The following is a 22,938-nucleotide window of genomic DNA, read 5'->3' on the forward strand; positions in this document are numbered from 1 at the left end:
GTCCGGCGGCGGCGCGTCGGCGGGCGGGGGAGCCAGCGGCGCCGGCTGGCCGTTGATGCCGGGAGCGTCCAGGGGGGCGTCCAGGCCGGCCGGTGCGGGAGCCTCACGCGGCGTCGGGCCCGAGAGCGGGCCACCGCATACCGGCCACGCACCGCGGCCCTGGGTGGCCAGCACGCGCTCCGCGACGGCGATCTGCTGTTCCCTGGTGGCCAATTCGGCCGACGGGGCGTACTGACCGCCGCCGTGCGAGGCCCATGTGCTCGAGCTGAACTGCACGCCACCGTGGTAACCGTTGCCGGTGTTGATCGCCCAGTTGCCGCCGGATTCGCAGCGGGCCACCTGGTCCCATTCGCCGTCGGTGGCCGCGGCCGCCTGGCCGGCCAGGGCGATACTGCCGCCACCGAGGACGGCGCCGGTGACGGCGATCTTGGCGACGCTGATGTTTGACGTGCTGGGCTTACGGTGACGTCCACTCATAGGCCGTGAAAATTCCTCTCTCGTGACGCGCCTGCGAGGTCAGCTGTCGGGTTCGGGTTGGAGAGGCCACCCGGCCGTCGTCGTATCCACTGTGAAACGACGTCGGCTTCACCCCAGGGGGCCGCGTGCGGCCCCCGATCCGATCACGGTGGACCGGTGGGTCCCCCGTCTCCATCCACGTAGGTCGGTGGACCCCTGCCTATTGGATGGAGCTCGGCGCGATAGGAGGGGAGGTCCGCCAATTCGGTTGTCTTGGCGAGCCTTCGGAGAAAGGTAGCGGTTTCTGTTGGTCCCGTCACGTCCTGCGAAACCCGGCGTTTCCCTCCCGGCCATCTGCGAAAACGCACCGAACACGCGGCATTCACGCAGGTCAAGGCACGTGATATCGGAGCGTGATTATGCCGTTATCGTTCCGTTACGTGAGATATTTCACAGTTTCAGCCGCCGGCGAAGGGCGGTAGAACGTCGATCGTGTTGCCCCTGCGTAACGGTGCGGTCTCGTCGCGGACGGCGACCCCGTCGCACAGGTAGGAACACCTGCCCAACACGGAGGCCAGGCGTGAGCCTCGCACGGCGAGGCGCCCGATCAGCTCGGCCACCGTGGTGCCGGGGCGCACCACCACCGTCTCCGACTCGGCTCCGGCGGCCGCCCGAGCGGCCGCGAAGTAGCGCACCGTCACCTGAATCCCGTCTTGTTCGACGGACGCGTGACTCATGGGTCTAGCCACCGATCGCGCTCATCGGGCGGTCGGGCTGGACGAAGCTCGGGTCGTTGATCCCGTGACCCGCGGGCTTGCCCCACATCGCGACCCGCCACGCCGTTTCGATCGCCTCATCGGGGGCGCCGGTGCGCAGCAGGGTCCGAAGATCGGTTTCCTCGACCGAAAACAGGCAGCTGCGGACCTGGCCATCGGCCGTCAGTCGGGTGCGGTCACAGGCCGAACAGAACGCGTGCGAGACCGACGCGATGACACCGAACTTGCCGCTCGGTGTCCCCGGGCCCGTGTCGACCAGCCAGAGCTCGGCGGGCGCCGACCCGCGCGGTGCCGGGTCGGGACGCAGCCGGAAGTGCGGCCGCAGCGTGTCGAGCACATCGTCGGCGCTCAGCGCGGCGCCCCGCCGCCATTGGTGCCCGGCGTCCAGCGGCATCTGTTCGATGACGCGCAACTGGTGGCCGCGCTCGAGGCAGAACCGCAGCAGTTCGACCACGTCCTGGCGCCCGGTGACGGGGTCGAGCACGGCGTTCACCTTGACCGGTGTCAGGCCGGCATCATGGGCGGCCGCCAGGCCGGCCAGCACGTCGTCGAGTCGGTCCCGGCGGGTGATCGCCGCGAAGTGCTCGCGGTCCACGCTGTCCATCGACACGTTGACGCGGTTCAGGCCCGCCCGGGCGAGGCCCTCCGCCCGCCGCGCCAGCCCGACGCCGTTGGTGGTCAGCGAGATCTCCGGGCGCGGCCGCAGGCCGGCCGCCGCGGCGACCACCTCTTCGAGGTGCCGTGCCAACAGGGGCTCACCGCCGGTGAACCGCACGCTGGTCACGCCCAATCGGGTGACCGCGATGTGCATCAGCCGCGCCAGCTCGTGGGGCCGCAACAGCTGCTCGCCGGGCAGCCAGTCCAGCCCCTCGGCCGGCATGCAGTAATTGCACCGCAGGTTGCAGCGGTCGGTCAGAGAGACCCGCAGATCGGTGGCTACCCGGCCATAGGTGTCCACCAACGGGCCGGCGGTCGGCGCGTTCGGCGCGGCGGTGCCGTCGGTGCGACCCGGCACCGTCGGCACACCCAGCGCGGTCAGCGTCACGCGGCCACCGCCGGGTGGTGGGACGGCGGACCGACCGGAACGATCTCCTTGCCCAACGGCATCAGCGACACCGGGATCAGCTTGAGGTTGGCCAGCGCCAGCGGTATGCCGACGATGGTGATCGCCATCGCCAGCGCGCTGGCCAAGTGGCCGATCGCCAGCCAGATCCCGAACAACAGCACCCAGATGACGTTCCCGATGAGGGCACCCGTCCCGGCGGTCGGCTTGTCGACAATGGTGCGGCCGAACGGCCACAGCGCGTAGGAGGCGATGCGCAGTGACGCGAAGCCGAAGGGGATGGTGATGACGAGCAGGAAGCTGATGAGCGCCGCGACCAGGTACCCGAGGGCCATCCACAGGCCGCCGAACACGAGCCAGATGATGTTCAGGATCAGGCGCATATTTCCTCCACCGTTGACGTCCAGCGTACCGAGCGGGGAAGAACGGGGTGCTCGTGAGTTGAGCATCCGAGTAGGATCTATAGACCAAACGGCGTCCTGCGCAGGCGGGACGCTTATTGTGTTGGCCATTCTATTGATCCGTTAGACAAGCAGGTGAGACCAGTGCCGACCGGCAAGGTTAAGTGGTACGACGCCGACAAGGGGTTTGGCTTCCTGTCGCAGGAGGACGGCGAAGACGTGTACGTCCGCTCGTCGGCGTTACCCGCTGGGGTCGAGGGGCTCAAAGCGGGCCAGCGCGTCGAGTTCGGCATCGCCTCCGGGCGGCGCGGGCCGCAGGCGCTGAGCCTCAAGCTGATTGAGCCGCCGCCCAGCCTCACCAAGGCGCAGGGCCGCCGAGAGGTGCCCGCCGAGCACAAGCACAGCCCCGACGAACTGCACGGCATGGTCGAGGACATGATCACGCTGCTCGAGAGCGCCGTGCAGCCCGAGTTGCGCAAGGGTCGCTACCCCGACCGCAAGACGGCCCGACGGGTTTCCGAGGTGGTTCGGGCCGTCGCCCGCGAACTCGACGCCTAGCGCGTCGAGGGGGCGGGTTTGCCCCCGCGGGCACCCGGCGTGGCTGGGGCAGAATTGTCGCCATGGCCGCATACGTTGCCGGTAACGGCGACTTCGCCCGCGACACCGACTACATCAGCACCCGCGTGACCGCCGACGGGCGCGACGGTTACCCGGTGGAGCCCGGCCGGTACCGGCTCGTCGTTGCCCGCGCGTGTCCGTGGGCCAACCGCGCCATCATCGTCCGCCGGTTGCTGGGGCTGGAAAGCGTTCTCTCCATTGGATTTTGCGGACCCACCCACGACGAACGCAGTTGGACGTTCGACCTCGATCCGGGCGGCGTCGACCCCGTGCTGAAGATCCCGCGGCTGCAGGACGCGTACTTCAAGCGCGTCCCCGACTACCCGAAGGGCATCACGGTCCCCGCGATCGTCGACATCCCGTCCGGTGCGGTGGTCACCAACGATTTCGCCCAGATGACGCTGGATTTCTCGACGGAATGGGCCGCCTACCACCGCGACGGCGCGCCGGAGCTGTACCCCGAGCGGCTGCGCGGCGAGATCGACGAGGTGAACAAGCGCGTCTACACCGAGATCAACAACGGGGTGTACCGGTGCGGCTTCGCCGGCTCACAGCAGGCCTACGACGCGGCCTACGACCGGCTGTTCGCCGCGCTGGACTGGGTGAGCGAACGCCTGACCGACCAGCGATACCTGGTGGGCGACACCATCACCGAGGCCGACGTGCGGCTGTTCACCACGCTGGCCCGGTTCGACCCGGTCTATCACGGGCATTTCAAGTGCAACCGAAGCAAACTGAGCGAGCTGCCGGTGTTGTGGGCGTATGCGCGCGACCTGTTCCAGACGCCCGGGTTCGGCGACACCATCGACTTCGTCCAGATCAAGCAGCACTACTACATCGTGCACGCCGACATCAACCCAACCCGCATCGTGCCCAAGGGGCCGGACCTGACCGGCTGGCTGTCACCACATAACCGGGATTCGTTGGGCGGCAAGCCTTTCGGCGATGGGACGCCGCCCGGGCCGCCGGTCGAAGGCGAGGCGGTGCCCGCCGGGCACGGAGCATAGCAAGCCTCGGGGCTCCCGCGTCGCGGCCGCCGGCGGATTGCGTCGCGGTCGGCGGCGAAAGGCCGTTTGGTCACTGAAGCGTGGGACCAACGCCCCCTGTCCGCGCGTCCTCGGGGTCCTAGAGTCGATGGTACCGACCACACGTGTAAGCGAGGCAACGAAATGTCCGGTGAATCAGGGGATCTGGGAGTCGTCGTTGGTGTCGACGGATCGCGGGATTCGAATGCTGCCATCCGTTGGGCCGCCCGCGAGGCGATCATGCGCAACGTCGCGCTGACGCTCGCCTACGCCGCGGCGCCGGCGCCCGGCGGCGCGCCGGTGCTCGAGTGGGCAGGCGAGTCCGCTCCACCGGAATTCCGCGAGGAGCTGGGTGCGATGGCAACACAGGCGCTCGCTGACGCGGTCAAGATCGTCGAGGACGCGACCGGGGGGAGCGACCTGCGGATCCACAACGAGGTCATCGCCGAGGCGCCCGTTCCCGCGCTGGTCGAGTTGTCGACGAAGGCCGACATGGTCGTGGTGGGCAGCCGCGGGCACGGGGCGTTGGAACGCGTGCTGCTGGGCTCGGTCAGTACCGGGCTGGTCCATCACGCCCATTGCCCGGTGGCGGTCATCCGCGACGAAGGCTCAGCACCCGTCGAGGGCTGCGTGCTCGTCGGCGTCGACGGCTCGCCGGCATCGGAGCTGGCGACGGCCATCGCCTTCGACGAAGCGTCATGGCGGAACGCGGAACTGGTGGCCCTGCACGCCTGGACCGACGCCGAGGTCCCCGATCTCCCCAGCCGGGAGTGGACCGGACTGACCAGGACGTCCTGGACCAAGCTGCAATCGGCGGCCGAGGAGACACTGGCGGAACGTCTGGCGGGCTGGCGGGAACGGTACCCCGACGTCGTCGTGCACCGCGAGGTCGTCGTCAACCACGCCGCGCAGCATCTCGTGGAGCGGTCGGGGTCCGCGCAACTTGTCGTCGTCGGCAGTCACGGGCGCGGCGGGTTCACCGGCATGCTGCTGGGATCGGTCAGCACGGCGGTGGTACACGCGGTGCGCACACCCGTGATCGTCGCTCGCGGGGGTTAGCCCCGCGATCAGCGCTCAATACGTCAGCCGCACTGACCATTCCGCGTGCGGGACATCGCGCAATTCGCCGGCGGGGTCCATCACCAGAGTCAGCAACTGCACGACGATCCCGACCAGGCGCCCACGGTGCGGGTCGACCGGGGGGATGGTGACCGCGAACCGGGTGTTCGGCCGAAAGATGGTGCTGGTGGTGTTGGTCGGGTCCTCGTAGACCTGCAGCAGCCGCCAGGGCGCGCGATAGATCGCGTCGGGCACCGACAGCTGCACAGGATAGCGCTCGCTGACCTTCAGCTCGCCCTGGACTTGCGGGGTGTCGCAGTCGTTGAGGTTGAGCACGTTGCAGTACAGGTAGGGGCCCACCCTGGCGAGGTGGCCGTGCGAATACGCGCTGATCTCCGGGCGCTGCGGACCCGACGGGCGCACCAGCAGCCAGGTGCCGACGCCGACCGCCGCGCACAACGCCGTCATCACGCCGGCCAGCAGCACGGCGACACCGCGTTTCACTCGGGCACCACCGCCGGGCTGCCGCGGCGCGCGCCCTCCTGCTCGACCATGACGGGCCGGTTACCTCCGAGGCCGGGGATCAGCGAATTCCCTTGGTAGCTGACGAGCGTCTGCGCCAAGCCGAGGATGAGCAGGGCCGTGACGACGGTGAAGCCGATCCACAGTTCGGTGTAGACCAGGACGCCCACGGCACCACCCAGCACCCAGGCCAGCTGCAGCGTCGACTCCGAACGCCCGAATCCCGAGGCCCGCGATTCCTCAGGCAGGTCGTTCTGCAAGGAGGCGTCCAGCGAGGCCTTCGCGATGGCGCTGGAGCCGGACGTGACCAGGGTGGCGATCACCGCCGCCGCCAGGGTGCCCGCGACCGAGGCCGCCAACGCGACCGCCGAGACCGCCAGCGTGCAGCGCACCACCAACACGGCCGGCCGGCCCAGTTGCAGGCGCGCGGCCGCAAAGTTGCCGGCGAAGTTGCCGATGCCGGCCGCCGCGCCGATCATCCCGAGCATGCCCAGCTGAACCCAGCCGCTGGCCTGGTGCGCCTTGGCGACGAACGCCGGGTACAAGAACAGAAACCCGACCATGACCTTGATGGTGCAGTTGCCCCACAATGACGTGATGATGTTGCGGCCCAAAGGTTGTCGCAGCGTCCCGCCGACCTTCTTGACTTGGTCGGGCCAGCGCCGCCGTTGCGGCTCGCTGTCCTGGCGATAGCTCAGGGTGGCCGGCACCTCGCCCGCGGTCACCTCGACCCAACGCGGGATCCGCATGGACAGCAAGGCGCCCGCGACGGTGACCGCGATGACGACGAACAGCGCGCCGGGCAACTTGAACAGGTGGGTGCAGGCGAACTCGACACCGGCCGCGACGGCCCCGCCGGCGATGGTGCCGCCCAGTAGGCCGAACACGGTCAGCCGGGAGTTGACCCGCACCAGGTCGATGGTCGGCGGCATGACGCGCGGGGTCACGGCGCTGCGCAGCACGCTGAACGACTTGGAGAACACCATCATGGCCAGCGCGCAAGGATAAAGCACCCACGACGGGTAGCTGCCGGTGGCGCCGTCGTAGTTCATGATCAGCACCAGCGCCAACGCCGTGCGCAGGGCGAACGACGTGGCGAGCGCGACGCGCCGGCCGTGCTGCAACCGGTCCAGCGCCGGGCCGATGAGCGGCGCGATGACCGCAAACGGCGCGATCGTGATCAGCAGATACAACGCGACCCGGCCCTTGCTCTCCCCGGTGGCCGCCGCGAAGAACAGCGTGTTGGCCAGCGCCACCGCCATCGCCGCGTCCACCGCGAAGTTGGCCACCACCGGCCACGTCAGCGCGGTCAGACCCGACTTGTCGGCGCCGTCGGCGGTGGCGGCCCGTTGCACCATCCAGTACATCCGCGAACCCATCTCGCGGCTGCGCAGCGCCGCGGCGCGGGTGACGGTGATCCGCTCGCCGGTCGGGGCACCGCGCGGCGGTGGGCTCTCGCGTCGCTCCGGCTCCGGCTGCTCGCCGATGGGCGGCAGGTAGCGATTGGCGCTGGGCATCGGCGGTGACCTGCGCGCGCGGCGATAATCGCCGTCGTCGGCGGGGTAGTTGGCCATGCCCGGATGCTGATTGCCGGACCCACCCCGGGGCCGGCGGCCCGGGGTGGAGGCCACGCGGCCCGGATCGTCACGCCGCCGTCCAGACACGTCCCGATTCTCCCCTATGCCGACGACATGCGTCTGCAGGTAACGGGGCGTGGCTGGCCAACCTAGTATTGGAAACGCAATGCAGGAAGGGGACATGGTGACCGGGCCCATCGAGGAATCCGCCGTGGCGGCCGTGGCCGAGTGGCCGGAGGGGTTGGCGGCCGTGCTCATGGGCGCGGCGGGCCAGGCCAGGGCCGCCGTCATGGAATTCAGCGGGGCCGAGGCCGTCGGCGACTACCTGGGCGTCAGCTACGAGGATCCCGCGGCGGCCACCCACCGGTTCCTGGCGCATCTGCCCGGCTATCAGGGCTGGCAGTGGGCCGTTGTCGTCGCCGCCCACCCCGGTGCGGACCACGCCACCGTGAGCGAAGTGGTGCTGATTCCCGGACCGACGGCGTTGCTGGCCCCGCACTGGGTTCCGTGGGATCAGCGGGTGCGCCCAGGCGACTTGAGCCCGGGGGACCTGCTGGCCCCCGCGGCCGACGACCCTCGGCTGGCGCCCGGCTACACCGCCACCGGCGACCCCCAGGTCGACGAGACCGCCGCCGAGATCGGGCTGGGCCGGCGCTGGGTGATGAGCGCCTGGGGCAGGGCGGAGGCGGCCGAGCGATGGCACACGGGCGACCACGGGCCCGACTCGCCGATGGCCCGCTCCACCAAGCGGGTGTGCCGCGACTGCGGATTCTTCCTGCCGCTGGCGGGCTCGCTCGGCGCGATGTTCGGGGTGTGCGGCAACGAACTGTCGGCCGACGGGCAGGTGGTCGACAAGCAGTACGGTTGCGGAGCCCATTCGGACACCCCGGCTCCGGCGGGAACCGGGTCGCCGATGTACGAGCCATACGACGATGGCGTGCTCGACGTCGTGGAAGCGCCGGCCGAGGTGTCCGAGGCGGCCGAGGTATTCGAGCCGGCCGAGGTGTCCGAGGCGGCCGAATCGCAGAACCCCGAGACCGAGTCGGACAGCGGTCCGGAGCTCGAGGCGGAGCCGCCGGCATCCGCGCCCGAGGCCTCGGAGGCCCAGCCCGACGCGACGGCGTCGGGCGCACCGGAGGGCCGGCCCGAGCAGCCCGAGGCGGACTAGCTTTTTTCGGCTGCGGCCTTGATCTTGGCCAATGAGGTGTTCATGCCCTCGAGCAACTCGTGCTCGAAGTTGGTGGTCCCGCCAAGCAGCGCGTTCACCGTCAGGTTCGAGACCGCGGTCACGCCGTTCTCCGCGTGACGGCTCTCGATCACCCGGGTGCCCCCGTCGATGGGCTGCAGCTCGTAGCTCCAGATGGTGCGGTTGGCGTCGACGCGGAACGCCAGCTTGCTCTCCGGGATGACCTCGACGACCGTGCACGTGGTCGGCCAGAACAGCCGGTTGCGGCGATTGATGTTCAGGGTCCGCGTACCCTGGCGCAGCGGGCCGAACGTCTTCATCCAACGGCACTGCGGGCTCCACTGGGGCATCCGCCGAAGATCGGAGATCAACCCCCAAACGGTGGAAACCGGTGCGTCGATATCGATTTGCGCTTGCAGTAGCGGAGCTACCATCGATCCTCCCGGGTTATCGGTGCGAGAACTAGCCGTGGTCGAGATAGTTGTCGAGTCCGGTCTGCGCGCCGCGGTCGCCGCGGCGCGCAGATGCGAGCTGCAACACGAAGATGCTCGTCCCGAGCACGCCCACCCCGAGCCCGGCCAGCGTCAGCGGACGCCAACTCTGCAGGGCCGGGACAAAAAATGCGGCGGCCGCCGCCACCAGCCAACCGAGCGCGCCGAGGCCGATGAAAGGCCACGCGTTGAGCAGCGCCGGTGGCAGGGGCGGCGCCTCGCGGTTCGAGCCGGGTTCCTCGGACATCGCGATTAACATAGCCCCCGCCCGCACGGGCCGCCCTACCCCCCGGGTGCCGGGGTGTCCGAAATGCCGGGGCGGCGCGGGTTACCCGGCCACACAAGCGGTTCGGCGATCGTCGGCCCGCGTGGTCCCGGGAGCCAAAGCCCGTCGTTCACCGGTTCGTATCCCGACTTCCTGAGCTTCCGTGTACCCTCGCGCCATGCCTGACAGCGATGCGCGGCTGGCGAGCGACCTGTCGCTGGCGGTCATGCGGCTGGCCCGCCAACTCCGGTTCCGAAACCCGTCGTCGCCGGTGTCGTTGTCCCAGCTGTCGGCGCTGGCCACGCTGGCCAACGAGGGCCCGATGACGCCCGGCGCGCTGGCTATCCGCGAGCGGGTCCGGCCGCCGTCGATGACCCGGGTGATCGCGTCGCTGGCCGACATGGGCCTGGTGGACCGCGCCCCGCATCCCGTCGACGGCCGACAGGTGCTGGTCTCGGTGTCCCCGTCCGGCGCCGAGCTGGTCAAGGCCACCCGGCGGGCCCGTCAGGAGTGGCTGGCCAAACGGCTGGCGACCCTGGACGACGAACAGCGTGACACCCTGCGCAACGCGGCCGACCTGATGCTGGCCCTGGTCGACGAAAGCCCGTGAGCGATGGCATCGATGGCCTCAACGTCCAGGACGTAGCCGATCCCGACGACCCCCGCCTCGACGACTTCCGCGACCTGAACAGCGTCGATCGCCGTCCCGACCTGCCGTCGGGCAAGGGCCTGGTGATCGCCGAAGGTGTGCTGGTCGTCCAGCGCATGCTCTCCTCCCGGTTTGCCCCGCACGCGCTGCTGGGGACCGAGCGCCGGCTCGCCGAACTCGCAGACGACCTGGCGGGCAACGCCGTGCCGTTCTACCGAACCTCCGCCGACGTCATGGCCCAGGTGGTCGGCTTCCACCTCAATCGGGGGGTGCTGGCGGCCGCCCGACGGGTGCCGGAACCCGGTGTGGCCGAACTGGTCGAGCGCGCCCGGACCGTCGCGGTGCTCGAGGGCGTCAACGATCACGAGAACCTGGGCGCGATCTTTCGCAACGCCGCCGGGCTGGGCGTCGACGCCGTGATGTTCGGCAGCGGCTGCGCCGACCCGCTCTACCGCCGTGCCGTCCGGGTCTCCATGGGGCACGCCTTGCTGGTCCCGTACGCGCGAGCGACGGACTGGCCCGCCGAACTGGCAATGTTGAAGGAGAAGGGATTTCGGCTGCTCGCGATGACCCCGCACGGCAACGCCGCCACCCTGGCGGAGGCGATGGCGGCCGCGCGCGACGAACGCATCGCGGTGATCGTGGGGGCCGAGGGGCCGGGGCTGACGCCGGCGACCCTGCGGATAAGCGATGTGCGCGTACGCATCCCGATGTCGCGCGGAACGGACTCCCTCAACGTCGCCACCGCAGCCGCCCTGGCGTTCTACGAACGGGTTAGGCTCGGCGGGTGACCGACGATTCCCCGCCCTGGGCAACGGGTTTGACGGTCGCCGGCTTCGTCGCCGCAGTGACCGGGGCCGCCATCGTGGTGCTCAGCCTGGGCCTAGTCCGGGTGCATCCGTTGCTGGCGGTCGGGCTCAACATCGTCGCAGCCGGGGGGCTGGCGCCGACGCTGTGGGGTTGGCGGCACAAGCCGGTGCTGCGCTGGTTCCTGCTGGGCGCGGGAATCGGTGTCGCGGGAGCCTGGCTGACACTGCTCGCGCTGACGGTGGCGAGCTAGACGCTGTGGGCGCGGCGGGTCGCCTAGCGCTGCCCGCCCGAGCGCACCCCGAGCAGCACATCCTCCCAAGCCGGAATGACGGGCTTACCGCGTCGAGTGTGCACCGGGGGCTCCTGGGGAGCGGGCTGCTCTTGCGGAGCGGCGGCGGTGGGCTTCGCCGACTCCTCGAAGTCGACGTGGGCGACCCGCGCGAGCGGGCGCAACGGACGGTCGAAGTTCGGGTCGACCAGCTCCTTGGCCGCGTCGTCGATGGCCGTGACCGTGCCACCGTGCGCACCCGGCGCGAAGCAGAAGTGCGCGATGTTGTCCGACCGGCCGGCCTTCCAGGCGAGCTGCACGGTCCAGCGGCTGTCTTCGTTGCGCCAGGCGTCCCAGCTCAGCCGGTCGGGTTCCAGGCCGCGCGTCACCAGGGCGGCGCTCACGGTTTCCAGCAGGGTGAGCACCGCGGGCCCATCGGCGAGCACCGGATGCGCGGCGGTTGCCAACTCCGCGGCGCGAGCGCGTTCCAGCAGCACGGGGTGCGCGAATCGGCGGACCCGTGAGACGTCGGAGCCGGAGGCCGCGGCCACCTGTTCCACGGACGCGCCGGCGCGGATCCTGGCCTGAATCTCTTTGGGGCTCAGCATGTTGGTGACCTGGATGTCGAGTTGCGGTTGCTCCGGCGGCGCGATTTCGCCGCGCACGGCGGCCTTCAGCTGATCGTCGACCGCGAGCTTGAAGGGCTCGGCGGGATCGCCGGCCTCGCAGATGATGTGTTTGCCGCCGGCATCGACCCCAACCATTTTGAGTTCCCGCATGGTTTCTCCTCGCAGGCTCCGTGCAGGTCGACGGACCCGTCTCGTGCGCACTCTAGTGCAGCTGACGCCCATAACCTGTGCTGACACGCTGGGCGGTTGCGCGCCGATTGCGAGCGGGTTACGGCCCGGATGCGGCCCGCCGCTCGGCGGGTCAGAGTCGCTCGACCACCCAGTCGACGCATTGTGTCAGCGCGCTGACGTCATCGGGGTCGACCGCGGGGAACATGCCGACCCGCAACTGGTTGCGGCCGAGTTTGCGGTACGGCTCGACGTCGACGATGCCGTTCGCCCGCAGGATCTTCGCGACGGCCGCGGCGTCGACGTCGTCGACGAAATCGACGGTGCCGACCACCTGGGACCGCAGGCCCGGGTCGGAGACGAACGGCGTGGTGTACGGTCGCTCCTGCGCCCAGGAATACAACCGCTGCGACGAGTCGGCCGTGCGCTTGACGGCCCACTCCAGCCCACCGTTGCCGAGCATCCAGTCGATCTGCTCGGCCATCAGGGCCAGGGTGCCGACCGCCGGGGTGTTGTACGTCTGGTTCTTCAGGCTGTTGTCCACCGCGATCGGCAGCGACAGGAAGTCGGGAACCCATCGGCCCGAGGCGGCGATGGACTCCACCCGCGCCAGCGCCGCCGGGCTCATGATGGCCAGCCACAGGCCACCGTCGCTGGCGAAATTCTTCTGCGGCGAGAAGTAGTAGGCGTCGGTCTCGGTGATGTCGACCGGCAGGCCGCCCGCGCCGGAGGTGGCGTCGATGACGACCAGGGCGTCGCCGGAGTCGGCCGGGCGGCGGATGGGCACCGCCACCCCGGTCGAGGTCTCGTTGTGCGCCCAGGCGATCACGTCGACCGAGGGATCGCTCTGCGGCTCGGGTGCGCTGCCGGCGTCCGCCTTGACGACGATCGGGTCGCCGACGAACGGGTTGTTGGCAACCGCCGAGGCGAACTTCGCACTGAATTCGCCGAAGGACAGGTGCAGCGAGCGCTTGTCGATCAACCCGAACGCCGCCGCGTCCCAGAACGCCGTCGCGCCGCCGTTGCCCAGGATGACCTCATAACCGTCCGGCACGGAGAACAGCTCGGTCAGCCCGGTGCGGACCCGGCCCACCAGGTTCTTGACGGGAGCTTGGCGGTGCGAAGTGCCGAACAGCGGGGCCGCGGTGGTCGTCAGCGCCTGCAACTGTTCGGGCCGGACCTTGGAAGGGCCGCATCCGAAGCGGCCGTCGCGGGGTTTGATGTCAGCGGGAACCTCGAGCTGGTCAGCCATGCTCATCAGGGTAGTGAGCGGATGTGACCGGTGACGCAGCGGTCCGCCGGCCCGCCTCCGTGACCCGCGCAAAACGCCTGGCCGCGCGCCGGCGGCGTTTGGCGCACTGTGAGGCAGGGCACACCTGCGGCCTGACCACCGGTCAGGCCACAGTGCCCGTGGGGGGTCTAGAAGATATCCGGTACCTGCGGTACTGTCTGGACATAGCACGTCCAAATGTAAACCTCGTTGGGGAGGCTTGGATATGGCCAGGACACGCATGGTTCGGCGTTGGCGCCGCAATATGGAGGTGCGCGACGACACCGAGTACGTCAACACGCTTGCCACCCTGTCCGAGGGCTCGGTGCGGCGAAACTTCAACCCGTACACCGACATCGACTGGGACTCACCGGAATTCGCGGTGACGGAGAACGACCCGCGGTGGATCCTGCCCACGACCGACCCGCTGGGGCGCCACCCCTGGTATCTCGCGCAGTCCGACGAGCGCAAGATCAGGATCGGCATGTGGCGCCAGGCCAACGTCGCCAAGGTTGGGCTGCACTTCGAGTCGATCCTGATCCGCGGCCTGATGAACTACACGTTCTGGGTGCCGAACGGGTCTCCGGAATACCGGTACTGCTTGCACGAATCGGTCGAGGAGTGCAACCACACCATGATGTTCCAGGAGATGGTCAACCGGGTGGGCGCCGACGTGCCGGGCATGCCGCGGCTGCTCAAGTGGCTCTCGCCGCTGGTCCCGCTGGTGGCCGGCCCCTTGCCGGTGGCGTTCTTCATCGGCGTGCTGGCGGGCGAGGAGCCGATCGACCACACGCAGAAAAACGTTCTCCGCGAAGGGAAGTCGCTGCACCCGATCATGGAGCGGGTGATGGCCATCCACGTGGCCGAGGAAGCACGTCACATCTCCTTCGCGCACGAGTTCCTGCGCAGGCGGGTGCCGCAGCTGACCAAGCGGCAGCGCTTCTGGACGGCCCTGTACCTGCCGCTCACCATGAAGCTCCTGTGCCGGGCGATCGTGGTGCCGCCCAAGGCATTCTGGCAGGAGTTCGACATTCCGCGCGCGGTGCGCAAGGAGCTCTTCTTCCGGTCTCCGGAATCGCGAAAGTGGCTCAGCGACATGTTCGGTGACGTCCGGATGCTGGCCCACGACACCGGGTTGATGGAGACGCGTTCCGCGCGACTCATGTGGCGGCTCTGCAAGATCGACGGCAAGCCCTCGCGCTACCGCAGCGAGCCGCAGCGCCAGCACCTGGCCGCGGTACCTGCCGCCTAGGTCCGCACGGGTAATCGCCTATGCCGCACGTTATTACCCAGTCGTGCTGTAACGACGGGTCCTGCGTTTTCGCGTGCCCGGTGAACTGCATTCACCCCACGCCCGACGAGCCCGGCTTCGCCACCTCGGAGATGCTCTACATCGACCCGGTGGCGTGCGTGGACTGCGGCGCCTGCGTGAGCGCCTGCCCCGTCGGCGCGATCGCGCCGGACACGCGGCTGGACAGTAAGCAGTTGCCGTTCGTCGAGATCAACGCGTCCTTCTACCCGGAGCGGCCCGAGGGCGAGAAAGTGCCACCGACGTCGAAGCTGGCCCCGGTGATTCCGGCGGCCCAGGTGCGCGCCCGCCGCCAGCCGCTGACTGTGGCCATCGTCGGGTCCGGGCCGGCGGCGATGTACGCGGCCGACGAACTGCTCACCCAGCACGGCGTGCGGGTCAACGTCTTCGAAAAGCTGCCGACCCCGTACGGGCTGGTGCGCGCCGGCGTCGCGCCCGATCACCAGAGCACCAAACGGGTCACCCGGCTGTTCGACCGGGTCGCCGGTCATCGCCACTTCCGGTTCTTTCTCAACGTCGAGGTCGGCAGGCACCTGAGCCACGCTGATCTGCTGGCCCACCACCACGCCGTCCTGTACGCCGTCGGCGCCCCCGACGACCGTCGCTTGCAGATCCAGGGCATGGGTCTGCCGGGCACCGGAACGGCCACCGAATTCGTGGCGTGGGTCAACGGCCACCCCGACTTCGCCTACCTGCCAGTCGATCTCAGCCACGAGCGGGTGGTGATCGTCGGCAACGGCAACGTCGCCCTCGACGTCGCCCGAGTGCTCACGGCGAATCCGGATGACCTGGCCCGTACCGACATCTCCGATCGCGCGCTGGCGGCGTTTCGCGGGTCCGCGGTCCGCGAAGTGGTGGTCGCCGCGCGGCGTGGTCCCGCGCAGTCGGCGTTCACCCTGCCCGAACTCATCGGGCTCACCGGCTCGTCGGATGTCGTGCTCAGCGCGGCCGACCACGAACTGGTGGCGGCCGACCTCGCTAGCGCGACCGACGGCCTGACCCAACGCAAGCTGGAAATCCTGAGCGACCTCGGTGACGACTCGGCGCCGGGAGATGGGCGTGCGCGGGTCAGGCTGGGCTATCGGCTCACCCCCAGCCGGGTGCTGGGTGAGCGACGGGCCACCGGCGTGGAATTCGCCGTCACCGGCACCGACGAGCTGCGCCGACTGGACGCCGGCCTGGTCCTGACGTCGATTGGCTACCGCGGCAAGCCGATTCGCGACCTGCCGTTCGACGAGTCGGCGGCTGTCGTGCCCAACGACGGCGGCCGGGTGGTCGATCCCGACTCGGGGGAGCCGGTGTCCGGCGCGTATGTCGCGGGCTGGATAAAGCGGGGGCCGAGCGGATTCATCGGTACGAACAAATCCTGCTCCCTGCAGACGGTGCAGGCTCTGGTGGCGGATTTCAACGCCGGCAGGCTGAGCGATCCGGTGTCGAAGCCGGAGACGCTGGCCAAGCTGGTCCACGCCCGGCAGCCCGACGCCGTCGACGCCCGCGGCTGGCGGGCGATCGACGCCGCCGAGGTCGCGCGCGGGAGCAACGACGGCCGGCCTCGGAACAAATTCACCGAGGTCGCCGACATGCTAGCCGCAGCTGCCACCGCGCGAGCACGGCGACGCTGGCTGCCGAGGCTTGGCTGATAGGAGTGGGATTTTCCAGCTGATTTGGTGCCTGCGGGCAGCAGAGGGCAGGTCTTCCCGTGATGCCCGGCAGGTGTGGCCCCCCTATGTGCCGATGGGCTTGGCGTTGCGAGCTCTAGCGTAGTGCGCCGGCTCGGGAAGTGACTCGTCTAATCGTCGGTACGGGGGGCCGGCCGGACAAGCGAGACGAAGGAATCTTCCCAGCGTGTCCCACGAAACTTTCACGCCACCAACTTCACCCGCCACACAGGGGCTGGGTCGATTGCCCGCGAGATTGTCTCCGATCTACAAGCATGGTGGTCATCAGGAATGACCGTGCAGTGGTGAGCGCGACAGCGCGAGCATCGCCTCGCCGAGCGCTTCGCTTTGAGTCGGATGCGCATGCAGAAAGGGGCCAACCTCGGCCGGTAGGGCTTCCCAGCCGACGATCACCTGCGCTTCGCCGATGAATTCGCTCACTCGATCACCGACGCAATGGATTCCGACGACGGGGCCGTCACCGTGGACGGGGCCGCGGCGGATCACCTTGATGCCGCCCGAGGAGCGCAAGATCTGGCTCTTGCCATTGCCGCCGAGGTCGTACACCGTCGTGGTGATGTCGCCGTACCGTTCGCGTGCCGCGGGTTCGGTGAGTCCCACGCAAGCCACCTCGGGATGGGAGTAGGTGACCCTCGGGATGAACTGCTCGACGACCGGCACGGGATCACGCCGGGCGATCACTTCGGCGACGAAGGCACCGTGCGCAAAGCCTCGGTGCGCGAGTTGTGGGCCGGCGACAAGGTCGCCGACGGCATACACGCCCTCGTGGTTGGTGGCGAGGCGCTCGTCCACACAGACGAAGCCGCGGTCGACGGTGATCCCCGCGTCAGCCAGCGCCCGGGAGCGCGGCTCACGGCCAACGGCGACCAGCAACACGTCCGCGGTCAACGCGTCGCCACGGTCGGGTGTCACGGTGACGGCGTCCTTGGTCTGACCCGCCTCGGTGACCGCGATTCCGGTGTTGACGGTGACGCCGCGGCGGCGCAGCGCGCGTTCCAGGGTTCCCGACGCCCAGGAGTCCTCTCCCGGTAACAGTCGGGGCAGCGATTCCAGGATCGTCACCGACGACCCGAGCGACGTCCACAAGCTGGCGAATTCCACTCCAATGACTCCACCGCCCAGCACAATCGCGGTTTCCGGGACATAGGGCAGTGCGAGCGCCTCATCGCTGGTGACGATGCGACCGCCAATCGAGATGCCGGGAATCCGCCGCGGCGACGAGCCCGTCGCCAGGACCACCGCGTTCCCGGTGTAGACGGTGCCCTCGACGTCCACGGCCCGCCGACCCAGGTAGCGGCCGGTGCCGGGTACGGTGGTGACTTTCCGGCTTGCGACCAGTCCCGCGAGGCCTGCGTGCAGCCGGGTGACCACCGACTCCTTGTAGGCATGCACGGCGGCCATGTCGACCCCGTCCAAGCGCGCCCTAATACCGAAAGTGCTTGCGGCGCGCGTCATGTCGGCGATCTCGGCGGCATGCAGCAGCGCCTTGGTCGGTATGCAGCCGCGGTGCAGGCAGGTGCCGCCGAGTTTGTCGGCCTCGATCAGTACCACCGACAATCCGAGTTGGCCGGCCCGCAGCGCGCACGCATACCCAGCCGGGCCGCCACCGAGAATCAGCACGTCGCTGTGCTGAACCGCCGTCACAGCAGCGCCAGCGCCGTGACGGGATTCTGCACGTAGTCGGCGAATAGGCGCAGGAAGCCACCGGCCGAGCCGCCGTCGCAGACCCGGTGGTCGAAGCTGAGCGACAGCTGGGTCACCTTGCGCACGGCGAGCTCACCGCCGAGGGCCCACGGCCGGTCGATGATGCGGCCGACGCCCACGATGGCCGCCTCAGGGTGATTGATGATGGCCGCCGACCCGTCGACACCGAAGACACCGTAGTTGTTCAATGTCACGGTGCCGCCCGCCAGCCGTGCGGGCGGGAGCTTGCCGTCCCGGGCCAGAGAAATGACTTCGGCGAGGTTGTTCGACAACGTCACGGTGTCGAGCGCGTCAGCGTGCGGGATGACCGGGACCATCAACCCGCGCGGCGACTGCACCGCAACCCCGAGATGAATGTGGCGGTGCCGCACAATGTGCTGGTGTTCGGCGTCGAAGGACGCGTTCAGCTCGGGAAATTGGCGCAGCGCGGCGATGGTGAGCCGGGCCAGCAATGCGAGGAGGCTGACGGGCGCCGCCTGACCCATGAGTCGTTTCGCCTCCAACAACCCGGTTGCGTCGGCGTCGACCCACGTGGTGGCGTCCGGGATTTCGCGGCGACTGGTGCTCAGCCTGTCCGCGATGACCTTCCGGATCCCGGTGACGGGAATTCGGGGATCGTCCTCGTTGGCGGATGGTGCCTCGACCGAGATCGCCCGCTCGACGTCGGCGCGGGTGATGATGCCGCCGGTGCCGCTGCCCGCAAGCTGCTCTAGGTCGACACCGTTGTCGCGGGCAAGCATTCGGACAACCGGCGAAATGACCTTCGTGGCAGGGCCCTCCGCCTTTACCGGAACTCGTGGGCGCCGGCGACGTGGCGCGTCATGACCGCTGGTTCCGTAGCCGATGAGTACATTGCCGGAACCGGCGCGCTCTTCGTCCCGGTGTTGTGCGAACGTGCCACTGCTTTCGGCGGAGTCGGGGAATTCACCGGTGCGCACGGTGATCAGCGGTGCCCCGACCGCCACGGCGACGCCCACGGTCCCGTGCAGTTCGGCGACCGTGCCGGCGAACGGGATCGGTACGTCGACGCACGCCTTGGCGGTCTCTACCTCGATGACCGGCTGGTCGATGCTGACGCTGTCGCCGACGTCCACCAGCCACCGTGTGATCACGGCTTCGGTAAGCCCCTCGCCGAGGTCGGGCAGCATGAAGGTCTGATCGGTCACGCGCCGACCGCCCAGCGGGTGTCGGGATGGTCATCCCACTGCAGCCGGTCGACGGCGTCGAGAATGCGGTCGCAGGTGGGCAGATACCAGCGTTCCAATTTCGGTGCGGGGTAGGGGATGTCGTAGCCGCTCACGCGTAGCACCGGTGCCGCCAACTGGTGGAAGCAGCGCTCCTGGATACGTGCGGCGATTTCGGCCGCCACCCCGGCGAACCCCGGTGCCTCCTGCACCACTACGCAGCGACCCGTCTTGCGGACCGAGGCCGTCACCGTCGCGTCGTCGAACGGCACGATCGAGCGCAAGTCGACGAGTTCCACCTCCCGGCCGTGCTCGGCGGCCGCCGCCGCGGCGTGCATGGCGGGTTCCACCGACGGCCCGAAGGCAACCAGCGTGACGTCCGCGCCGGATCGGAGCACGTGGGCTTGTCCGATCTTTGCGCCGCGGCGGAGCTCGACGTCGTCCCTGGAGAAGTACAGACGCTTCGGCTCAAGGAATACCACCGGATCGGGATCGTCAATGGCCTCGCGCAACAACCCATAGGCATCGGCGACCGTCGCCGGCGTGACGACTTTCAGTCCCGGCGTGTGGGCATAGTAGGCCTCACTCGAATCGCAGTGATGCTCGACTCCGCCAATACCACCGGCGTAGGGCACACGTATCACCAAGGGCGCCGACAGGACGCCACGGGTGCGGTTACGCAGCTTGGCGACGTGCGACACGACCTGTTCGAAAGCCGGGTAGGCGAACGCATCGAACTGCATCTCGACCACGGGCCGAAAACCCCCCATCGCCATCCCGACCGCGAATCCGATGATTCCGGACTCCGCCAGCGGAGTATCGAAACAGCGGTCGGCGCCGAACGTCTCGGCCAGGCCATCGGTGACGCGAAAGACGCCTCCGAGCGTGCCGACGTCCTCTCCGAACACCACCACGGAATCGTCGTTGTCGAGCGCATCGCGTAATGCCGCGTTCAGAGCCTGCGCCATCGTGGTCGGTGTCATTTTTCGTCCTCTTCGAGCTCGGCCGTGAATTCGATGCGGGCTTGTGTCTGCTGTTCGCGCAGTTGCGTGGTCGGCTCCGCGTAGACGTACCGGAACAAATCGTCGATCTCGGTGGGCCGGGCACGGTTCATGCCGTCCCGGATCGTGGTGGCCAGGCCTTCCGCCTCGGCGGTCAATGCGGCGGCGTAGGCGTCGTCCACCAATCCTTGGGCGCGCAGGAAGGTTTCCAGTCGCCGGATGGGGTCGCGGGCGGTCCATTCCGTCACCTCCTCCTCAGTGCGATACCGGCGCGGGTCATCGGCGTTGGTATGGCCGGATATCCGGTACGTGTGCGCCTCGATGATGACGGGTCCGTTTCCCGCCAGCACGTAGTCGCGCGCCGCGTCCAGCACCGCAAGCATGGCGACGGGATCATTGCCGTCGACCTGCTCACTGCCGATGCCGTAGCCAACCCCCTTGTGCGCCAACGACGGAGCCACGGACTGGCGGGCCAGCGGAACGCTGATGGCAAAGCCGTTGTTTTGGACCAGGAAGATCACCGGTGCCCTGAACACCGCGGCGAAGTTCAGGGCTTCGTGGAAATCGCCCTCGCTGGTGGCACCGTCACCGCATAGGGCCAACACCGCCGCGCTGGTTGCCTTGCGCGTCAGGGCGTGCGCCAAGCCGGCCGCGTGCAGGAGTTGGGTGGCCAATGGTGTGCACTGTGGAGCGGTGTGGTGACGCTTGGCGTCGAAGCAGCAGTGCCAGTCGCCTGCGAGCATTCCGAGGACCTCGACCGGGTCGATGCCCCGAGCTGTCAGGGCCATCGAATCGCGGTACGTCGGGAACAGCCAGTCCTGCGCGTGCAGGCACATCGCCGCCGCGATCTGGCAGGCCTCCTGCCCGCGCGAAGACGGATAGACGGCAAGTCGACCCTGCTTCGTCAACGCCACCGCCTGCTCGTCAAAACGGCGCCCCAGCAACATGTTCCGGTACATCGTCAGCAACCGCTGAGCCTCGGGTCGGGCATATCGGGCGCTGCTCGCGACCGGCTGGCCGGCGGGATCGAGGAATTGTACGGCCGTGTCGGCGGGAAGGAACTTCTGATACAGCGAGGTGTCAGCCGATGCGACCACTGTCACGGTAGCCTCCAATGTCGATTGTCTGTCTTACGATCTTCGGCAGTTGTGGGCCACGTGACAACGAGATCGGTCATAATGAATACGGATTGCTGTCTATCCCGGCAAGCGGCAACAAATTGTTCAGTGCGATGGCCGAGCGGAAGCGAGCGGTAAACAAATGGATGACGCGGTGACACACGTTCAACTCGACGACGTCGACCGCAGGTTGATCAAAGAGCTGGTCAAGGACGGCCGCTTGTCAATGCTGGCATTGGCGCAGCGCGCACACGTCTCGCGTACCCACGTCTACGCACGGGTCGAACGGCTGGAAAAGGCCGGCGTCATCGAGGGCTTCACCGCACGAATCAACATGGAGAAGGCCGGGTTTGCCACATCCGCGTTGATCGCCCTGACGATTCTGCAGGATTCCTGGCGCGGCCTGTCTGAGCAGTTGAAGACGCTGCGCTATGTCGAGCGCTTCACCCTGGTTGGCGGAGACTTCGATGTGCTGGTGGTGGTGCGTGCCCCCGACAACCACACCCTTCGCAACGTCGTGCTCGACCGGATCCACAGTCTGGCCGGAATCCGTTCGAGCCGCACGTGGCTGGTGTTCGAGGAGTGGAGTGACCTGAGTCGCGAATGGCTGTGATTCGTGCTCAGCCGGCGAGGGATGTGGGTGCGGCGGTGCGGCGGCGCGCCAGAGTTCGAGCGGCCGCATCGGTGGGAATGCCTTCTGCCACGCTGATTTCGTAGACCTGCGTCAGCGTCCGTCCGATGGCTCTGGTGTTATCTGCCACCACGTCGGCATCCCACCCGAGCACCTCCCGGCCGACAAGGTGGAATGCGCCGCCGGCATTGGTGACGAAGTCGGGGGCGTACAGGATTTCGCGATCACGCAGGACCGACCCCGCTTCGTCCTCGGCCAGGATGTTGTTGGCGGCACCCACAACCGCGGAGGCGCTGAGTCGCCGCGCGACGGCGCGGTCGATGACGGCACCCATCGCACAGGGCGCGAAGATGTCGCATGGGGTGGTGGATACCCGCGCGGGTGGGATCGGGGTGCACCCGAACTCCTGCGCCCAGGCGATCCGCTCGCTGTCGACGTCAGCGACCAGCAGGCGCGCGCCGGCCTGGGCCGCCATCGTCGCGAGGTGGGCGCCGACCGCGCCAAGGCCTTGGACGAGGATGGTCAGGCCCTCGAAGCCGCCCATCCCGCCGAACCGCGCGGTGGCTTTCATCGCCTCAAAGACTCCGACTGCCGTGTTGACCGCGCTCGACCCGGCGCCGCCCCTGCCGACCGAGCGGCCAAACACGAAGTCCGTTGTGTTGCTGAGGACGTCCATGTCCGCGGAGTTTGTGTTGACGTCCGGACCGGTCCAGTAGGCGCCATTGAGTCTGTCGATGTTTTCGGCGTGCAGGTACAGGATTCGTTTCCAGGTCGCCGCATCGATGTCCTGGCGTGGGGCAGGCAGGGCGATGACGGATTTTCCACCGCCCATGGGTAGGTTGCTCACCGCCATCTTCAATGTCATGGCCTCGGCCAGACGGGCCGCGTCCGCCAGCGCGTCGGTGAGCGAGGCGTATTGGGCTGCGCGCGTCCCGCCCGCGGCGCGGCCGTGCCGGATCGAATCGACCCGGATCACGAAAGTCGTGCCGGTGTCGGCGTCATGGCGGGTGAGCGTCAGTTCGCCCTCCCACCGAAGTGCGTCATCGGGGTTCATGACTAAGCCTTTCGTATCGACCAAC

At 68.6% G+C, this 22,938-nt stretch carries 24 protein-coding genes, 1 pseudogene and 1 riboswitch; of the genes and pseudogenes, 10 read left to right on the plus strand and 15 right to left on the minus strand.

Annotated elements, in window-relative coordinates; translation table 11 throughout:
* From AWC03_RS24055 to AWC03_RS24070, 4 genes are all read right to left on the minus strand, one after another.
* Positions 1-477: transglycosylase family protein (locus AWC03_RS24055; RefSeq protein ID WP_142278508.1), on the minus strand; the 477-nt coding region annotated here is incomplete at its 3' end.
* 12 nt (positions 478-489) lie between these two features.
* A riboswitch (cyclic di-AMP (ydaO/yuaA leader) is annotated at positions 490-677 on the minus strand.
* A gap of 237 nt (positions 678-914) precedes the next feature.
* Positions 915-1,193 (minus strand): MoaD/ThiS family protein, encoded by a 279-nt coding sequence (locus tag AWC03_RS24060; RefSeq protein WP_085243211.1) that lies wholly within the window; start codon positions 1,191-1,193, stop codon positions 915-917.
* A 4-nt stretch (positions 1,194-1,197) separates the two neighbouring features.
* Positions 1,198-2,277, minus strand: coding sequence for a GTP 3',8-cyclase MoaA (moaA, locus tag AWC03_RS24065; protein WP_085243212.1), 1,080 nt, complete (start codon positions 2,275-2,277; stop codon positions 1,198-1,200).
* Entirely contained in the window at positions 2,274-2,678 is a 405-nt protein-coding gene (locus tag AWC03_RS24070; protein WP_085243213.1) for a YccF domain-containing protein, read from the minus strand. The genes moaA and AWC03_RS24070 overlap by 4 nt, the downstream gene beginning before the upstream one ends.
* Before the next feature lie 162 nt (positions 2,679-2,840).
* Here AWC03_RS24070 and AWC03_RS24075 point away from each other — a divergent pair, with 162 nt between their 5' ends.
* The 3 genes from AWC03_RS24075 (at position 2,841) to AWC03_RS24085 (ending at position 5,398) form a co-directional block, all read left to right on the plus strand.
* The gene (locus AWC03_RS24075; protein ID WP_068082497.1) at positions 2,841-3,254 is read left to right on the plus strand and encodes a cold-shock protein; all 414 of its coding nucleotides are present in this window, start codon (positions 2,841-2,843) and stop codon (positions 3,252-3,254) included.
* A 62-nt stretch (positions 3,255-3,316) separates the two neighbouring features.
* A complete protein-coding gene (locus AWC03_RS24080) occupies positions 3,317-4,321 on the plus strand; it encodes a glutathione S-transferase family protein (RefSeq protein WP_085243214.1) in 1,005 nt (334 codons plus the stop codon).
* 162 nt (positions 4,322-4,483) lie between these two features.
* On the plus strand, positions 4,484-5,398 hold the full coding sequence (locus tag AWC03_RS24085) for a universal stress protein (RefSeq protein WP_085243215.1): 915 nt from the start codon (positions 4,484-4,486) through the stop codon (positions 5,396-5,398).
* Positions 5,399-5,413: 15 nt separating this feature from the next.
* On the opposite strand, the gene AWC03_RS24090 is transcribed toward AWC03_RS24085, so the two are convergent.
* Both AWC03_RS24090 and AWC03_RS24095 read right to left on the minus strand, forming a co-directional pair.
* A complete protein-coding gene (locus AWC03_RS24090; protein ID WP_085243216.1) occupies positions 5,414-5,902 on the minus strand; it encodes a DUF2771 domain-containing protein in 489 nt (162 codons plus the stop codon).
* A complete protein-coding gene (locus tag AWC03_RS24095; RefSeq protein ID WP_090418076.1) occupies positions 5,899-7,551 on the minus strand; it encodes an MFS transporter in 1,653 nt (550 codons plus the stop codon). The genes AWC03_RS24090 and AWC03_RS24095 overlap by 4 nt, the downstream gene beginning before the upstream one ends.
* A 130-nt stretch (positions 7,552-7,681) precedes the next feature.
* Between AWC03_RS24095 and AWC03_RS24100 the strand changes: the two are divergent.
* Positions 7,682-8,464: pseudogene (locus AWC03_RS24100) on the plus strand (DUF3027 domain-containing protein); the annotation flags it as partial.
* A gap of 197 nt (positions 8,465-8,661) precedes the next feature.
* Here the strand turns inward: AWC03_RS24100 and AWC03_RS24105 are convergent.
* Positions 8,662-9,117, minus strand: a complete 456-nt coding sequence (locus AWC03_RS24105) for an SRPBCC family protein (RefSeq protein WP_085243219.1) — start codon at positions 9,115-9,117, stop codon at positions 8,662-8,664.
* Between the two features lie 28 nt (positions 9,118-9,145).
* Positions 9,146-9,421, minus strand: coding sequence for a DUF2530 domain-containing protein (locus AWC03_RS24110; RefSeq protein ID WP_085243220.1), 276 nt, complete (start codon positions 9,419-9,421; stop codon positions 9,146-9,148).
* 196 nt (positions 9,422-9,617) lie between these two features.
* Between AWC03_RS24110 and AWC03_RS24115 the strand changes: the two genes are divergently transcribed.
* Genes AWC03_RS24115 through AWC03_RS24125 form a run of 3 tightly spaced genes read left to right on the plus strand, consistent with a single transcriptional unit; the run spans position 9,618 to position 11,148 of the window.
* Entirely contained in the window at positions 9,618-10,049 is a 432-nt protein-coding gene (locus tag AWC03_RS24115; RefSeq protein ID WP_085243221.1) for an Rv0880 family HTH-type transcriptional regulator, read from the plus strand.
* Positions 10,046-10,879 carry a TrmH family RNA methyltransferase gene (locus AWC03_RS24120; RefSeq protein WP_085243222.1) on the plus strand — a complete coding sequence of 278 codons (834 nt, stop codon included), beginning with the start codon at positions 10,046-10,048 and terminating at the stop codon, positions 10,877-10,879. The genes AWC03_RS24115 and AWC03_RS24120 overlap by 4 nt, the downstream gene beginning before the upstream one ends.
* On the plus strand, positions 10,876-11,148 hold the full coding sequence (locus tag AWC03_RS24125; protein ID WP_085243223.1) for a DUF2537 domain-containing protein: 273 nt from the start codon (positions 10,876-10,878) through the stop codon (positions 11,146-11,148). The genes AWC03_RS24120 and AWC03_RS24125 overlap by 4 nt, the downstream gene beginning before the upstream one ends.
* A 23-nt stretch (positions 11,149-11,171) precedes the next feature.
* Here AWC03_RS24125 and sepH read toward each other — a convergent pair whose 3' ends face one another.
* Positions 11,172-11,945, minus strand: coding sequence for a septation protein SepH (gene sepH / locus AWC03_RS24130; protein ID WP_085243224.1), 774 nt, complete (start codon positions 11,943-11,945; stop codon positions 11,172-11,174).
* 151 nt (positions 11,946-12,096) lie between these two features.
* The gene (gene serC, locus AWC03_RS24135) at positions 12,097-13,215 is read right to left on the minus strand and encodes a phosphoserine transaminase (RefSeq protein WP_090421281.1); all 1,119 of its coding nucleotides are present in this window, start codon (positions 13,213-13,215) and stop codon (positions 12,097-12,099) included.
* A gap of 244 nt (positions 13,216-13,459) precedes the next feature.
* Between serC and AWC03_RS24140 the strand changes: the two genes are divergently transcribed.
* On the plus strand, positions 13,460-14,485 hold the full coding sequence (locus AWC03_RS24140; RefSeq protein WP_085243226.1) for an AurF N-oxygenase family protein: 1,026 nt from the start codon (positions 13,460-13,462) through the stop codon (positions 14,483-14,485).
* Between the two features lie 20 nt (positions 14,486-14,505).
* The gene (locus AWC03_RS24145; RefSeq protein WP_085243227.1) at positions 14,506-16,182 is read left to right on the plus strand and encodes an FAD-dependent oxidoreductase; all 1,677 of its coding nucleotides are present in this window, start codon (positions 14,506-14,508) and stop codon (positions 16,180-16,182) included.
* Between the two features lie 303 nt (positions 16,183-16,485).
* Here AWC03_RS24145 and lpdA read toward each other — a convergent pair whose 3' ends face one another.
* Genes lpdA through AWC03_RS24165 form a run of 4 tightly spaced genes read right to left on the minus strand, consistent with a single transcriptional unit; the run spans position 16,486 to position 21,213 of the window.
* Positions 16,486-17,865 carry a dihydrolipoyl dehydrogenase gene (gene lpdA / locus AWC03_RS24150; RefSeq protein WP_085243228.1) on the minus strand — a complete coding sequence of 460 codons (1,380 nt, stop codon included), beginning with the start codon at positions 17,863-17,865 and terminating at the stop codon, positions 16,486-16,488.
* Positions 17,862-19,091, minus strand: a complete 1,230-nt coding sequence (locus AWC03_RS24155) for a dihydrolipoamide acetyltransferase family protein (RefSeq protein WP_085243229.1) — start codon at positions 19,089-19,091, stop codon at positions 17,862-17,864. Before AWC03_RS24155 ends, lpdA begins: the two co-directional genes overlap by 4 nt.
* Positions 19,088-20,092 (minus strand): alpha-ketoacid dehydrogenase subunit beta, encoded by a 1,005-nt coding sequence (locus tag AWC03_RS24160; RefSeq protein WP_085243230.1) that lies wholly within the window; start codon positions 20,090-20,092, stop codon positions 19,088-19,090. The genes AWC03_RS24155 and AWC03_RS24160 overlap by 4 nt, the downstream gene beginning before the upstream one ends.
* A complete protein-coding gene (locus AWC03_RS24165) occupies positions 20,089-21,213 on the minus strand; it encodes a thiamine pyrophosphate-dependent enzyme (protein WP_085243231.1) in 1,125 nt (374 codons plus the stop codon). Before AWC03_RS24165 ends, AWC03_RS24160 begins: the two co-directional genes overlap by 4 nt.
* 157 nt (positions 21,214-21,370) lie before the next feature.
* Here AWC03_RS24165 and AWC03_RS24170 point away from each other — a divergent pair, with 157 nt between their 5' ends.
* Complete coding sequence (locus AWC03_RS24170) at positions 21,371-21,841, plus strand: Lrp/AsnC family transcriptional regulator (protein ID WP_065446231.1); 471 nt, start codon at positions 21,371-21,373, stop codon at positions 21,839-21,841.
* A 7-nt stretch (positions 21,842-21,848) separates the two neighbouring features.
* Here the strand turns inward: AWC03_RS24170 and AWC03_RS24175 are convergent, their stop codons facing one another.
* Entirely contained in the window at positions 21,849-22,913 is a 1,065-nt protein-coding gene (locus AWC03_RS24175; protein WP_085243232.1) for a Glu/Leu/Phe/Val dehydrogenase family protein, read from the minus strand.
* Between the last annotated feature and the right edge of the window lie 25 nt (positions 22,914-22,938).

Source organism: Mycobacterium europaeum (assembly GCF_002102155.1).
Taxonomy (GTDB): Bacteria; Actinomycetota; Actinomycetes; order Mycobacteriales; family Mycobacteriaceae; genus Mycobacterium; species Mycobacterium europaeum.